The organism is Curtobacterium sp. MCBA15_007 (assembly GCF_001864905.1).
GTDB lineage: Bacteria > Actinomycetota > Actinomycetes > Actinomycetales > Microbacteriaceae > Curtobacterium > Curtobacterium poinsettiae.
This window is the reverse complement of record NZ_MJGM01000056.1, coordinates 261,058-274,828: the sequence shown is the minus strand read 5'-3', so window position 1 is coordinate 274,828 and position 13,771 is coordinate 261,058. Positions and strand designations below refer to the sequence as shown.

17 protein-coding genes are annotated in these 13,771 nt (G+C 71.5%); 9 read left to right on the top strand and 8 right to left on the bottom strand.

The genetic code is table 11. The features are described from left to right. Nucleotides 1-65: 65 nt before the first annotated feature. From BIU95_RS15110 to BIU95_RS15095, 5 genes are all read right to left on the bottom strand, one after another. Nucleotides 66-359: a Dabb family protein gene (locus BIU95_RS15110; RefSeq protein ID WP_071252036.1), complete on the bottom strand. Its 294-nt coding sequence runs from the start codon at nt 357-359 to the stop codon at nt 66-68. Continuing rightward, nucleotides 356-610, bottom strand: coding sequence for a glutaredoxin family protein (locus BIU95_RS15105; protein WP_042538082.1), 255 nt, complete (start codon nt 608-610; stop codon nt 356-358). Before BIU95_RS15105 ends, BIU95_RS15110 begins: the two co-directional genes overlap by 4 nt. Before the next feature lie 88 nt (nt 611-698). Beyond that, nucleotides 699-797, bottom strand: coding sequence for an AURKAIP1/COX24 domain-containing protein (locus tag BIU95_RS17870; protein WP_003792170.1), 99 nt, complete (start codon nt 795-797; stop codon nt 699-701). A 109-nt stretch (nt 798-906) separates the two neighbouring features. Continuing rightward, nucleotides 907-1,101, bottom strand: a complete 195-nt coding sequence (locus BIU95_RS15100; protein WP_017888579.1) for a helix-turn-helix domain-containing protein — start codon at nt 1,099-1,101, stop codon at nt 907-909. A gap of 156 nt (nt 1,102-1,257) precedes the next feature. Beyond that, nucleotides 1,258-1,773: a helix-turn-helix transcriptional regulator gene (locus tag BIU95_RS15095; RefSeq protein WP_017888578.1), complete on the bottom strand. Its 516-nt coding sequence runs from the start codon at nt 1,771-1,773 to the stop codon at nt 1,258-1,260. A 75-nt stretch (nt 1,774-1,848) separates the two neighbouring features. Between BIU95_RS15095 and BIU95_RS15090 the strand changes: the two genes are divergently transcribed. Together BIU95_RS15090 and BIU95_RS15085 are read left to right on the top strand one after the other, a co-directional pair. Continuing rightward, entirely contained in the window at nt 1,849-3,282 is a 1,434-nt protein-coding gene (locus BIU95_RS15090) for a TrkH family potassium uptake protein (protein WP_017888577.1), read from the top strand. Nucleotides 3,283-3,313: 31 nt separating this feature from the next. Then, nucleotides 3,314-3,970, top strand: coding sequence for a TrkA family potassium uptake protein (locus BIU95_RS15085; RefSeq protein ID WP_031260480.1), 657 nt, complete (start codon nt 3,314-3,316; stop codon nt 3,968-3,970). A 97-nt stretch (nt 3,971-4,067) separates the two neighbouring features. On the opposite strand, the gene proC is transcribed toward BIU95_RS15085, so the two are convergent. Continuing rightward, nucleotides 4,068-4,898: a pyrroline-5-carboxylate reductase gene (proC, locus tag BIU95_RS15080; protein WP_071252035.1), complete on the bottom strand. Its 831-nt coding sequence runs from the start codon at nt 4,896-4,898 to the stop codon at nt 4,068-4,070. A 64-nt stretch (nt 4,899-4,962) separates the two neighbouring features. On the opposite strand from proC, the gene BIU95_RS15075 reads away from it, so the two are divergent. Beyond that, complete coding sequence (locus tag BIU95_RS15075) at nt 4,963-5,919, top strand: cation diffusion facilitator family transporter (RefSeq protein ID WP_071252034.1); 957 nt, start codon at nt 4,963-4,965, stop codon at nt 5,917-5,919. Here BIU95_RS15075 and BIU95_RS15070 read toward each other — a convergent pair. Further along, nucleotides 5,900-6,334 carry a nucleoside deaminase gene (locus BIU95_RS15070; protein WP_042538238.1) on the bottom strand — a complete coding sequence of 145 codons (435 nt, stop codon included), beginning with the start codon at nt 6,332-6,334 and terminating at the stop codon, nt 5,900-5,902. The two genes, BIU95_RS15075 and BIU95_RS15070, sit on opposite strands and share 20 nt — an antisense overlap. A gap of 76 nt (nt 6,335-6,410) precedes the next feature. Between BIU95_RS15070 and upp the strand changes: the two genes are divergently transcribed. From upp to BIU95_RS15045, 5 genes are all read left to right on the top strand, one after another. Beyond that, on the top strand, nt 6,411-7,046 hold the full coding sequence (upp, locus tag BIU95_RS15065) for a uracil phosphoribosyltransferase (RefSeq protein ID WP_017888572.1): 636 nt from the start codon (nt 6,411-6,413) through the stop codon (nt 7,044-7,046). A 491-nt stretch (nt 7,047-7,537) separates the two neighbouring features. Then, nucleotides 7,538-8,305: a winged helix-turn-helix domain-containing protein gene (locus BIU95_RS15060; protein WP_017888571.1), complete on the top strand. Its 768-nt coding sequence runs from the start codon at nt 7,538-7,540 to the stop codon at nt 8,303-8,305. Between the two features lie 257 nt (nt 8,306-8,562). Continuing rightward, nucleotides 8,563-9,075 carry a MarR family winged helix-turn-helix transcriptional regulator gene (locus tag BIU95_RS15055; protein ID WP_235045702.1) on the top strand — a complete coding sequence of 171 codons (513 nt, stop codon included), beginning with the start codon at nt 8,563-8,565 and terminating at the stop codon, nt 9,073-9,075. Then, the gene (locus tag BIU95_RS15050; protein ID WP_071252033.1) at nt 9,072-10,421 is read left to right on the top strand and encodes a deoxyribodipyrimidine photo-lyase; all 1,350 of its coding nucleotides are present in this window, start codon (nt 9,072-9,074) and stop codon (nt 10,419-10,421) included. Before BIU95_RS15055 ends, BIU95_RS15050 begins: the two co-directional genes overlap by 4 nt. Beyond that, nucleotides 10,418-11,887, top strand: coding sequence for a serine hydrolase (locus BIU95_RS15045; RefSeq protein WP_017888568.1), 1,470 nt, complete (start codon nt 10,418-10,420; stop codon nt 11,885-11,887). Before BIU95_RS15050 ends, BIU95_RS15045 begins: the two co-directional genes overlap by 4 nt. A gap of 74 nt (nt 11,888-11,961) precedes the next feature. On the opposite strand, the gene BIU95_RS15040 is transcribed toward BIU95_RS15045, so the two are convergent. Continuing rightward, the gene (locus BIU95_RS15040; RefSeq protein ID WP_175470780.1) at nt 11,962-12,933 is read right to left on the bottom strand and encodes a carbohydrate kinase family protein; all 972 of its coding nucleotides are present in this window, start codon (nt 12,931-12,933) and stop codon (nt 11,962-11,964) included. Between the two features lie 160 nt (nt 12,934-13,093). On the opposite strand from BIU95_RS15040, the gene BIU95_RS15035 reads away from it, so the two are divergent. Continuing rightward, nucleotides 13,094-13,675 (top strand): TetR/AcrR family transcriptional regulator, encoded by a 582-nt coding sequence (locus BIU95_RS15035; RefSeq protein WP_017888566.1) that lies wholly within the window; start codon nt 13,094-13,096, stop codon nt 13,673-13,675. Nucleotides 13,676-13,771: the final 96 nt, after the last annotated feature.

Here is a 13,771-nt window from a genome sequence, read left to right as displayed (position 1 = left end):
CGACCTCTTCTGCTCACTGGACGCACGCAACGCACGCAGCGCCGGGGCGGGACGGGAGGCCCGGCTCAGCTCTGCCAGTCGATGGCGGCCCGCGCGGTGACCAGGTCGCGGATCTCGGCTGCCGCGGCCTGGTGCGCCGGATGCACCTGGTACTCGTCGAGTCCGGCGAGGTCGTCGAAGGTGGCGACGACCGCGACGTCGCTGTTCTTCTCCGGGTAGGCGACGTTCTCGACGACCTCGAGCGAACGGATCGACCCGATGGTGCCGTTGAGGCCGGTCAGGAGCTCACGGATCCGGGCGATGGACGCGGCGCGGTCGAGGTCCTCGCGCAGGGTCCAGGCGACGACGTGGGAGATCATGCGGGGGAACCGGCCTTCTCGAGGGCACGTGCGAGCCGGTCGGCGTCGACGTGCCAGTTGCTGTGGACGCGCCCGTCGATGAGCACCACGGGGATGTCCTCCGCGTACTCCTGGCGGAGGGCGTCGTCGTCGAGGATCGAGCGTTCCTGCAGGGTGACCCCCGGGTGGTCGGCGACGACGCGTTCGACCACGGGCCGGGCGTCGTCGCACAGGTGGCATCCGGGCTTCGTCAGGAACGTCACTGCGGGCATGGTCCCAGCGTAGCCCGGGAACGCAAAAGCCCCGGCGAACCGGGGCTTCTCGTGCAGGTCCTTCGACCTGCGCAGACCTGTTGAGGATCTACTTCTTGTTGCGTCGCTGGTGACGCGTCTTGCGAAGGAGCTTGCGGTGCTTCTTCTTCGCCATGCGCTTACGACGCTTCTTGATGACAGAACCCATGTGGACCTCGCTCGGACTGATGCTGATGTACGGACACCGGGCCGAAGAGACCGCGGAAAATCAACCTGCCCGAGTCTACCGGCTGCCCGCTGTGATGTCGAACGCGCGCTCAGCCGACGTCCGCCACACCACCGCGCAGCACGTCGGCGACGGCTGACTCGGGGACGCGGAAGGAGCGGCCGAAGCGGATCGCGGGGAGCTCCCCGGCGTGCACCATCCGGTAGACGGTCATCTTCGAGACGCGCATCATCTCGGCGACCTCAGCGACGGTGAGGAAGCGCACATCGTCGAAACTGCCGGTCATGGTCCGCCTTCGGGGCTCGCACGCGCTGCGCACGCCAGTGGTGTGACCTGTGTGGTCAGTGGCAACTGTAGAGGCGCGTGCGACCCGGTGTCCAGGATCAGTCCGAGCAGCGCGCACCAACCCTCGCCAGGTGCTCGCCGGCGGGTGTGACGGGACTCAGTCCTCGTCGCCCCGACGGGTGAAGCGCTTGCGGCTGCGGTCGACGACGCGCTCCCAGCCCTGCTGCGCGCCGGAGATCGCGGCGGTCGCCCGGTACGACGCCTCCGCCATGACGCGACCGAGTTCGGTGCCGACCTCCACCGTCGCCTTGCCGGCCGCACCGTTCCGGCGGATCGACACGGGCTGGCCGTCCGGCGTCCACGCCGTGGTGGCCGGGGTGCCGTCGGCGTCGACCGCCCCCGTGAACGGCAGGACCCACTCCTCCAGGCGCACGAGCGGCTCCGGGTCGAGTCGGTAGTAGCGGTGCTGCCCTTCTTCACGGCTGGTGACGAGACCGATGTCACGCAGGACACGCAGGTGCTTCGACACCGTTGGCTGGCTGACCCCGAGGCGTTCGACGAGCTGGCCGACGCTGAGCTCCCCGCCGGTGACGTCCGAACCGTAGGCGGACAGCAGGGTGCCGAGCAGCTCGCGCCGGGTCGGGTCCGCCACGACGGAGAAGATGTCGGCCATGGTGGCAAGGCTAGCCGGGGCGCCACGGATGTACCATGACGAACCGTCCCGGCCCATGTCCTCGGAGGCATACGCATGCTCGACCGAACCGAGCCGATCCCGCACCACGTGGGTGTCGGCCGACGACGGGCGAGCCGGATCGCGACGGTGCTCCGCTCGTCACCGTCCCGGCTGGCGATCGTCGTGTTCATCGCGCTGATCTTCCTGTTCACGGTGCTCTTCATGACGCCGTGGGCCACGGCGGACCGCAGCAGCACCCACTTTGCGGACGCCCTCTTCACCGCCGCGTCGGTGGTCTGCGTGACGGGGTTGTCCACGGTCGACATGGCGACGCACTGGTCGGTGTTCGGCAAGGTCCTGGTGGTCATCGGCACCCAGATCGGCGCCGTCGGCGTGCTGACCTTCGCGTCGATCCTCGGCTTGTTCGTCACCCGCAAGCTCGGCCTGCGCGCCAAGCTGATGGCAGCCGGCGACTCGAACCCGCTCCGCACCCACCACGGCGCCGTGCCCGAGGGCCAGGCCGTCCGGCTCGGCGAGGTCGGCACCCTGCTCGCGACCGTGGCGGTGAGCACGCTGTCGATCGAGATCGTCCTCGGGCTGCTGCTCCTGCCGTCGGTGCTCATCGCCGGCATCCCGTTCTGGACCGCGGTCGGCGACTCCTTCTACTACGCGGCCATGGCCTTCACGAACACCGGGTTCTCGCCCAACGCCGACGGCCTGGACCCGTTCGCCCACGACTACTGGTTCCTGTCGCTCCTGATGGTGGGGGTCGTGGCGGGGTCCATCGGGTTCCCGGTGATCCGTGCCCTGACGAAGCAGTTGCGCACCCCGCGCCGCTGGCCGATCCACGTCAAGCTCACCCTGGCGACGAGCGCGGTCCTGCTCCTCGGCGGCGCGGCCGTCTACATCGCGCTCGAGGCGTCGAACCCGACGACCTTCGGCGAGGAAGGCGCCGGGCGCACCGCGTTCCAGGCACTCTTCCTGTCGACCATGACCCGGTCGGGTGGCTTCTCGCTCGTCGACTTCGACCAGCTCAACGGCTCGAGCCTGCTCGTCACCGACATGCTCATGTTCATCGGCGGCGGGTCCGCCTCGACCGCCGGTGGCATCAAGGTCACGACCCTCGCGGTGCTGTTCCTGGCCGCCGTCGCCGAGGCCCGCGGTCGTCAGAGCATGGAGGCCTTCGGCCGCCGGATCCCGAGCGACGTCCTGCGGGTCGCGGTGGCCATCGTGCTCTGGGGCGCGACGATCGTGGCGGTCGCGACGGTGGTGCTCCTGCAGATCACCGACGACTCGCTCGACCGCGTGCTCTTCGAGGTGATCTCGGCGTTCTCGACCAGTGGCCTGTCCTCCGGTGTGTCCGCGGACCTGCCCGAACCGGGCAAGTACGTCCTCGCCGCCACCATGTTCCTCGGCCGGGTCGGTACAGTGACCATCGCCGCTGCCCTGGCCGCCAGCCAGAGCCGGCAACTGTTCCGCCGTCCCGAGGAGAGGCCGATCGTTGGCTGACCGCACCCGTTCGTCGCACCAGCACGGTGCCATCAGTCACGACGCTCCCGTCCTGGTCATCGGGCTCGGTCGCTTCGGTGCCGCCACCGCCGGCCAGCTCGAACGCCAGGACCGCGAGGTGCTGGTCGTCGACACCGACGCCGGGCTGGTGCAGAAGTGGTCCGACCGGGTCACCCACGCGGTGCAGGCGGACGCCACCGACATCGACGCGCTCCGCCAGATCGGCGCACAGGACTTCGCCATCGCCGTCGTCGGCACCGGCAGTGACCTGGAGTCGAGCGTCCTGATCACGGCGAACCTGGTCGACCTCGGCGTCCCGCAGATCTGGGCGAAGGCCATCAGCCGGTCGCACGGCACGATCCTGTCCCGCATCGGCGCGAACCACGTCGTCTACCCGGAGCGTGAGGCCGGCGAGCGCACGGCGCACCTGGTCTCCGGCCGGATGCTCGACTTCATCGAGTTCGACGACGACTTCGCCGTGGTCAAGATGTTCCCGCCGCGCGCGGTCCGCGGCAAGGACCTCGCCACCACGGTCATCCGGACCCGCTTCGGCCTGACGGTGCTCGGCATCAAGCCGCCCGGCAGCCCGTTCGTGCCGGCGACGCCGGACAGTGTCATCGGCGAGGACGACGTCATCATCGTCTCGGGTTCGGAGAGCGACCTGGAGCGCTTCGCCGCGTACGAATAGCGCGGCCCGCTCAGCGGTGCCGCGCCAGCGGCACGCGGGCCGCGCCGACCGAGCCTGCGAGGGAGGGGCAGCGTCCGCACCGCACCCCGGCGCTGCGCTACGACACGGCGATCTCCTCGGCACGTGCGATCGCGGCGCGCGACGCGCGCAGCAGCGTGTCCGCCAGGTCGGCGTCCTGCAGCACCGCGACGGCACGCTCCGTCGTGCCCTTCGGGCTGGTGACCGCACGGCGCAGGTCGGCGGGCTCGCGGCCGGAGCGCCCGAGCAACTCGACGGCACCCCGGACCGTGCCCTGCACCATCGTCGCCGCCTGTTCGTGGCTGAACCCGAGCTCCTCGGCGGCACGCTGCCACTGTTCGACCAGCAGGAAGACGTAGGCGGGTCCGGAGCCGGACACCGCGGACAGCGCGTCGAGCTGCGACTCGGGCACCTCGATGACCTCGCCCGAGGCGGTGAACACCGACGACGCCAGCGCGACGGCCTCGGCATCGGCCGAGGTACCCGCACTGATGCCGGTGACGCCGTGGCCGACGCCGATCGGGGTGTTCGGCAGGGCACGGACGACCCGGACACCGGCGGGCACCCGTGCCTCCATGCTCGCGGTGGTGGTGCCGACGGCGACGCTGACCAGGACGGCGCCGGGCGCCAGGGCGCCGGCGACCTCGTCGAGCAGGTCCGCGATCATGTACGGCTTCACGCCGACCACGACGAGGGCGGCTCCACGGACCGCCGCCCGGTTGGCGTCCGGGTCGGTGTCGCTCGCCGTGGCGTCGAGGCCGCGCTCACGGTGGGCCGCTGCGGATGCCTCGGACTTGGTGGTCAGGGTCACGGTGGCCGGGTCGAGTCCCGCGGCGAGCAGGCCGTCGAGGACCGCGCCGGACATGGAACCGACCCCGAGCAGGGCGGTGCGGGGCAGGTCGATCGTCATGCTCCCGACCCTACCGACGCCACCCGCCTAGGATCGTGTCGCAGACCACGAGAAGGGGACAGCTGTGAGCGCTTCCGGAGGCACGAAGGCGATCTTCGCCGCACTCGGTGCCAACATCGGCATCGCGATCGTGAAGTTCATCGCGGCGGCGATCAGCGGCTCCGCGTCGATGCTGGCCGAGGGTGTGCACTCCCTGGCCGACTCGGCGAACCAGCTCCTGCTGCTGCTCGGTGGCCGCAAGGCCCGACGCGCCGCGGATCAAGAGCACCCCTTCGGCTACGGCCGTGAACGCTACGTGTACGCGTTCGTCGTCTCGATCATCCTGTTCTCGGTCGGCGGTGTGTTCTCGCTCTACGAGGGCATCGAGAAGCTCGCCCACCCGCACCCGCTCGAGAACTGGTGGCTGCCCCTCGTCGTGCTCGTCATCGGCATCGGGCTCGAGGGCTTCTCGCTCCGCACCGCCCTGAAGGAAGCCCGGCCGCAGAAGGGCTCGCAGAGCTGGGTGCAGTTCGTCCGCCGCGCGAAGGCCCCGGAGCTGCCCGTCGTGATGCTCGAGGACACCGCTGCCCTGTTCGGCCTGGTGTTCGCCCTGTTCGGCGTCGGCCTGACCGCGATCACCGGCAACGGGGTGTTCGACGCGATCGGCACCATGCTCATCGCGGCGCTGCTCATCGCCGTCGCAGTGGTGCTCGGCATCGAGACGAAGAGCCTGCTCGTCGGCGAGGGCGCCACCGCCGCCGACGTCGAGCGCATCAAGCAGGCGGTGCTCGACGGCCCCGAGGTCGACGCGATCATCCACCTGAAGACCCTGTACCTCGGGCCGGACGAGCTCATGGTCGGCGTGAAGGTCGCCGTCGACGGGGACCGCCGGCTCGGTGACGTCGCCGCGGGGATCGACACCGTCGAGCAGCGGGTCCGGAGCGCCGTGCCGATCGCCCGGGTGATCTACGTCGAGCCGGACGTCCTGCGCACCGGTCCGCAGCCGCCGACCGAGGCGATCGTCATCCTCGCCGCGGACTGAAGAAGGCGTCGAGCAGCTCGGCGCACGCCGCTTCGAGCACCCCGCCGATGACCTCGGAGCGGTGCGGCAGCCGGCGGTCCCTGGCGATGTCGTAGACGCTGCCGCTGGCACCGGCCTTCGGGTCCCACGCGCCGAACACGACCCGGGGCACCCGCGCGGCCATGACCGCGCCGGCGCACATCGGGCACGGTTCGAGCGTCACCACGAGCGTGTGCTGCTCGAGGTGCCAGTCCCCCGTCACCGCCGCGGCGGCACGCAGTGCGAGGACCTCGGCATGGGCGGTCGGGTCCTGCCGCGCCTCGCGCTCGTTCCGGCCGGTGGCGACCACGGCCCCGTCGCGGTCGAGCACCACGGCGCCGACCGGCACGTCGTCGGTCTCCAGGCACCGTCGAGCCTCGTCGAGCGCGCGCTCCATCGCCGGGACGAACGGGCGGGCTGCGGGCTCCTCCACGGGACCTCCTGACGGTCGACGGCACGCTAGGCTCGACCCTATGCGAGTCCACGTCGCCGACCACCCGCTCATCACCCACAAGCTCTCGGTGCTCCGCGACCGTACGACGCCCTCTCCCACGTTCCGCGCCCTGACCGAGGAGCTCGTCACGCTCCTCGCGTACGAGGCCACGCGGGGCGTCCGGGTCACGGCGACGCCGATCGACACACCGGTCGCGCACACCATGGGCGTCGCGATCGCCAAGCCGCGCCCGCTCGTCGTCCCGATCCTCCGTGCCGGGCTCGGCATGCTCGAGGGCATGGTCAAGCTCGTCCCGACGGCCGAGGTCGGCTTCCTCGGCATGGCCCGCAACGAGGAGACCCTCGAGCCGCAGACCTACGCCGAGCGCCTGCCCGACGACCTGACCGGGCGCCAGTGCTTCGTGCTCGACCCGATGCTCGCCACCGGTGGCACCCTGGCTGCTGCGATCGACTTCCTCTTCGCCCGCGGTGCGCAGGAGGTCACGTGCGTGTGCATCCTCGGCGCGCCAGAGGGCCTCGCGATGGTCGAGCAGGCCGTCGGCGACCGCAACGTCTCGATCGTCCTCGGCGCGCTGGACGAGAAGCTCGACGAGAACGGCTACATCGTCCCGGGTCTCGGCGACGCCGGCGACCGGCTCTACGGCCTGGCCGAGTAGCGACCACCCCACGGACAGGAGGCGCGGTGCCGGTCGGCACCGCGCCTCCTGTCGTCCGTGCGGTCGCCCTCACCGCACCGTCCGTGCGGACGGTTGACACCGCGTTGGTATACCGCAGATACTCGTCACATGACTGCAACCGTGTCCACCCGCGTCCTCTCCGAGGCGTGCTCCTCCGCAGGGGCAGTGGGGACCGTCGGCACGATGATGCCGACCATGTCGGTCATGCGTTGTCGAATGTGTGCCTGATCGGCACCCGTTCCAGCCGGATCCCCCGCGACACCACCCCCGTCGCGCGAGCGTGATCCCCGGGTGACGGACACCGTCGGCGACGCGCACCACGTCACGAGGTCTGTCTCCCGTTCCCCCGGGTCGGCCCCGGTCCGCAGCAGGACCGCAGGGCACATCGGCGTACCGCCGTACCCGGGATGACGCATTCGACACCGGCCGCCGCCCACCCGCGCACCGGCCACACCGCCCGGAGAACCACCATGTCGCTCACCATCGCCCAGCCCCGCACCGCGCTCCGCTCAGTACCGACCCCGACCGACCTCGGCACCGTGACGCCGATCCGCCCGCGACCCGTCTCCCCGGCGGCGAGCGGACCGGCCACCGCGCCGACGAGCCCGGTGGTCGCGCCGCAGCGGAACCGCGCCCTGCCGGAGGGCACCGAGGCTCGCGGCTTCGCCCTGTACGTCGGCATCGACGAAGCCAAGGCCGCGGCCGCCGGCACGACCCTGGCCGCGGTCGTCGAGCAGCTCAAGGCACTCACCGCCCAGCTCGTCCCGTCGTCCGAGACCTACGCGGCCGTCGCCGTCGCCGCCGAGCACTCCGGTGGCCGCGACGTCGACGTCGTCCGCCTCGCGCTGCAGGACCGCTCCGCGGTGGCCGCCCGCAAGCAGGCCGAGAAGCCCGAACCCGAGGAGACGGGCGTCGTCATCGACATCTCCCGGAAGCGCGTGACCCTCGACGGTGAAGCCGCGCCCCTGACCTACAAGGAGTTCGAGCTCCTGCAGTTCCTGGTCCTCCGCGAGGGCCAGACCGTCGACCGCTCCGCGATCATCGAGGGCCTGTGGTCCGACGGCGAGGACGAGACCCCGAACGAGCGCACCATCGACGTGCACGTCCGTCGCCTCCGCTCCAAGCTCGGCGCCTTCGAGGAGATCGTCCGGACCGTGCGCGGCGTCGGCTACCGCTTCGACCGGCACGCGGACGTCGCCGTGCGGTACGCGTCGACCCCGTCACCCGACCTCTTCTGAAACGCTCCGACTGCTCTTGGTGAACTCGCAGCGAACCGGGCCCGGAGAGGCTGGCGCCCCGTTACCGCTTCGTTATACAGTCGGTGGTGCAGACGGTGTTTGCTGTGGCACCGCCTGCGGAATGTGATTGCAGGAAACTCTTGGTGCAAGGGAGAGGGCCGGTCGCCGACAGGTGGCCGGCCCTCGTGCATGTCGCCCGGCTCCTGTCGGAGCCCGTCGGTAGTGTGGTCAGTCCGACGACCGGAGGGAACGCGAACGTGAGCGAGACACGCCGCAGTGAGAAGGCGACCGCCGTGGCCGCCTGGGAAGCGCTGTTCCGCGCCCAGGTCGCCGTGATGCGGAGTCTCAACGCGGACTTCCCCGGCGACGAGATCTCGTTCAACGAGTACGACGTGTGCTTCAACCTGTCGACCCAGCCCGGTCGACGCTGCCGGATGCGCGACCTCACCGGGCACCTGCTGCTCACCCAGCCGAGCGTCAGCCGCCTGGTCGACCGACTGCTCGCCCGCGGCATCGTCGAGAAGCAGCCGGACCCCACCGATGCCCGCGGCGTGATCGTGGCGCTGACCCCGCACGGCTTCGACGTCTACCGGCAGGTCGCCGTGCAGCACGCGGCGAGCATCGCCCAGCAGGTGGGCGCCGGCCTGTCCGACCCCGAGCTCCGCACCCTCACCGAACTCTGCACCAAGCTCCGGCTGGCAGTCGGCACGGCACCGGGCCGGCGCTCGACGCCCCGAGCGGTCACCACGCTGGATTCGGCGACGGTGTGACCGGCGCGATCGTCTGGCTCCGTGACGACCTGCGGCTGTCCGACAACCCGGCGCTCCGTGCGGCGATCGACCACGGCGGCGACGTCACCGTGGTGGTCGTCCTCGACGAGCAGTCCCCCGGACTCCGTCCGATCGGTGCGGCGAGCCGCTGGTGGCTGCACCACTCCCTGACCGCGCTCGACGCCGACCTGTGCGAGCGGGGTTCCCGGCTGGTCCTGCGACGCGGTGCCGCGGCGCAGACCATCGACCAGCTCGTCGCCGAGACGGGCGCGGACGCCGTGTACTGGAACCGCCGGTACGGCGCCGTCGAGCGCGACATCGACGCCGGGATCAAGGGCGCACTGCACGATCGCGGCATCGAGGCGCACAGCTTCGCCGCGAACCTGCTCTGGGAACCGTGGACGGTGCTCACCGGCCAGGGCGAGCCGTACAAGGTGTTCACGCCGTTCTGGAACGCCGTCCAGGCACTGCCCGAGCCACGGCACCCCCTGCCGGACCCGGACGACCTGCCCGCTGCGGCCGACGTCACCGGTGACCCACTGTCCGACTGGGCGCTGCTGCCGACGGAGCCCGACTGGGCCGGTGGGCTCCGCGACGCCTGGACCCCGGGCGAGCACGGCGCCCGGCAGCAGCTCGAGCACTTCGTCGAGCACGCGCTCGAGGACTACGACCAGCGGGACGAGCCCGCGATGGAGGCCACGAGCAGCCTCTCCCCGTTCCTGCGGTGGGGCGAGATCAGCCCGTACCAGGTGTGGCACCGCCTGCACGAGCGGCTCGAGCCCGCGCAGCGCCAGAACGCCTCGGCGTTCCTCCGGCAGCTAGCATGGCGTGAGTTCAACTGGAACGAGTACTTCCACTGCGACGACATCGCCACCGTCAACGTCCGTCGGAACTTCGACGCGTTCCCCTGGCGTGACCCCGAGGAAGCCGAGCTCGAGCGCTGGCGACAGGGCCTGACCGGCTTCGACCTGGTCGACGCCGGCATGCGCGAGCTCTGGCACAGCGGTGCGATGCACAACCGGGTGCGGCTGGCCGCCGGGAGCTTCCTGGTGAAGAACCTGCTCGTCGACTGGCGCGTCGGGGAGCAGTGGTTCTGGGACACGCTGGTCGACGCCGACCCCGCGAACAACGCGGCGAACTGGCAGTGGGTCGCGGGTTCCGGCTTCGACGCCGCACCGTACTTCCGTGTCTTCAACCCCGATCGGCAGCTCGAGCGGTTCGACCCGCACCGCGAGTACGTCCACCGCTGGGTTCCCGCCGACGAGCTGCGCCCCGAGCCGATGGTCGACCTGAAGGCGTCACGCCAGCGGGCGTTGGACGCCTACGAGCGGATGCGCCGCTCGTGAAGGATGCGCCGCTCGCGAACGATGCGCACCCCGCGGTGGCTGCGGTCGTCGACCAGGTCGACGAGCTGTTCCGCGCTCGTGTCGACCAGGGCATCGCGCCGAGCAGTGTGTGGGGTGTGTTCGACCGTTCCGGGCTCGTCGCCTCCGGCGGGCACGGCGACCGCGGTGACGGTCAGCGGCCGGACGCGGACACCGTGTACCGCATCGCCTCGTGCACCAAGAGCGTCACGGCCGCGACCCTGCTGACGCTCGTCGCCCGGGGCTTGCTCGACCTCGACGCCCCGATCACCGACTTCGTGCCGGCCTTCGACGCCGTCGCCCTGCCGGCCCCGGACTCTCCCGTCCCCACGGTGCGGATGCTGCTGACGATGTCGGCCGGGTTCCCCACTGACGATCCCTGGGCCGACCGCCAGGAGTCCATCTCGGACGCCGAGCTCGACCAGGTCCTGCGTGCTGGCCTGCTGTTCGACTCCCTGCCCGGCACCCGCTTCGCGTACTCGAACCTGGGGTACGCACTGCTCGGCCGGGTCGTCGCCGTCGTGACGGGGCAGCCCTTCACCCAGGCCGCCAGCGAGATCGTGTTGCGTCCCCTCGGACTGGCCGACACGGTGTTCCGCGCCGACGAGTCCAGCGGGTTCGTGGTCACCGGTGTCCGCGGGCACGAGGGCGACTGGGAACCCCTGCCGATGACCGGGCCCGGCGCGTTCTCGTCGATCGGTGGACTGTTCTCGACCGTGCGCGACCTGGCTCGCTGGGCGACCCACCTCGGCTCTGGCTTCTCCGGCGCGCCCGAACCCGGTCCGGTCTCCCCCGCCGACCGCCGGCTCATGCAGCAGGCGATGCGGGTCGTCCCCCCGTCGGTCGTCCCGGGTTCGCCCCGCGCAACCGCGTACGGCTTCGGGCTGTTCGTCGAGCAGGACGACCGCTTCGGCGAACTCGTGTCCCACTCCGGCGGCTACCCGGGCTTCTCCGCCCACATGCGGTGGTCCGTGCGCGACGGCCTCGGGGTCGTCGCGTTCGAGAACGCCACCCAGGCCAAGGTCTCCGCTGCCGCGCAGCAGGCGCACGACCTCGTGCTCGGGGCGGCGCTGACGACGGACGCACCCGCGGCGACCGGACCGAGCACCGGGGCGGCGGTGACCAGCCGCGCGACGCGAGCCGCGCAGGCCGCGGTGATGCGCCTCCTGGCCGACTGGCGCGACGACCTGGCGGACGCGATCTGCACGCCCAACGTGGCGATGGACGTGCCCTACGACCGTCGACGGCGCGCGGTCGCCCAGGCCGTGTCCGAGGTCGACGCCGACCTCGCTGCGGCACCGGTGGCCGAGTCCTCTTCCGCACCGTCGCACCTGCGCTGGTGGATGCCCGGCGCGTGCGGGCGGCTGCGCGTCGAGATCCGGCTCGCACCCGTGGGTGCCGGACTCGTCCAGACCCTGAACGTGGTCGCCGAGCCGTCGGAGCGCTGACCCGCAGGCAGCACCGCCGGTCGGATCGCGCAGATCACGCAGATCACGCAGATCACCCAGGTCGCTCAGGTCGCTCAGACCGGCGGCCGACCGCCCACGAAACCGAGTGCCCGAGCGGCGACCCGGGTGCCCTCGCGTGCCGCCGCACCGACCCGCACCGGGTCGGTCGCCCAGGCGCGGACGAACCCGGCGACGAAGGCGTCCCCGGCGCCGATGGTGTCGACGACGGTCGCGGGCGTCGCAGGGACCCGTTGGACGCTCCGCCCCCGGCGCCCGATCAGTGCGCCGTCCGCCCCCGCCGTGACGACGACCAGCGGGACGTGCTCGGTCAGCCGGCGCACCGCGGCGTCGAGGTCGTCCCCTCCGCCGAGGGCGAGCGCCTCCTGCTGGTCGGGGAAGAGCACGTCGACGCCGCGCAGCGCCTGGAGGAACCGGTCCGCGCCGACGGTCTCGATCACCGCGACCGACGAGGGGTCCACCGCGACGCGCGCCGGCCCTGTCCGGGCACACGCGACGAGTGCGGCGAGCCGGTCGACCCCGCCGCCGAGCATGGCGGCACCCGTCAGGTGCACGATGTCAGCACGTGCGACCAACGAGGGCGGGACGTCGGCCGCGCTGATCTTCCCGCTCGCAGCCGGATCGGACATCGCGGTGCGGCCGTGGTCGTTGCGGACGGAGACGACGACGCCGGTGGACGTCCTCGCGTCGTAGCGCAGGTGGGCTCGGACCCCGGCGTCCTCGAGCGCACGCTCGTGCCGGTAGACGTCGTCGACCCCGACCCGGGCGACGACGTCGACCTCGGCCCCGAGCCAGCCGAGCCAGGTGGCCGTGTTGCCGCCGGCCCCGGTCGGACGGTGGCGGATCTGCGCTGCCGGGTCGTGCACCCCGATCCGGTGCGCGGTGGTGTGCACGAGGACGCCGTCCAGGACGTCGCCGACGACCAGGAAGCGTTTTCCGGCGCCACGGCGACGGCCCGCGACCACCCGTCCAGCGGGGGTCCCCTCGGGCCGTGACGGCGGCAGAGCGCGCTCGAACGGCATGGACATCCGCAACAGTGTACTTGGAAACGAGTATTTCTCCGTTTCTATCGGTGGAAACGGAGGGTGCACCAAGGATATGCCTCCCGTCAGGTCCGCTCCCGAAACTGATATACCGATGCTAGTATGTAAACGGTCGCGCGACCACCGCCACGACGACGGAGATGCCATGCCCAGGAAGCCCGACCCGACCCGCAAACCCGCGATCCTCGAGAAGGTGGTCGACCACTTCGTCGAGACCAAGATCGAGGACGTCACGGTCCGGGGCCTCGGCCGTGTGCTCGGGACGAGCGCCTACCCCGTCGTGTACCACTTCGGCTCGCGGGACGCCCTGATCGACTCCGTCGTCGAGCACCTCGCGGCCAACCGCCCGGCGACGGCGCTCGATCCGGCATCCGATGTGGATGCCCTCGCCGATCACCTGGTCGCGACCTTCGGCGGACTCGACGACCCGCACCGCGCGTTGGCCGCACGACTCACCTTCGAACTCGGATCGGTCGAGTCCCTCGACGGGCGCGACCGACAGCGCCGTGCGCACCGCTGCCACGTCGCGGCCATCCGGGCGTGGTGCCGCGAACACGGTGCCGACCCCGTCCTCGCCGAACGAGCTGCCCAACGCACGGTGATGGCCGCACGCGGAGCCCAGTGGAGCGCGCTGGTCGACCGTGCACAGACCGACGTCGACGCCGCGCTGCGTCGCATTGCCCACGACCTCGCCGCCGGTGCGCCCGGCCGCGACGCCGTGCGCTGAGCCCGCGTGGCGGCGTCCCCACGACCAACCGATCGCGTCCCCGGCAGTCGCGCCCGGCCCGGAGCGCCCCGGGACCACGAACGGGAGGCACGGTGC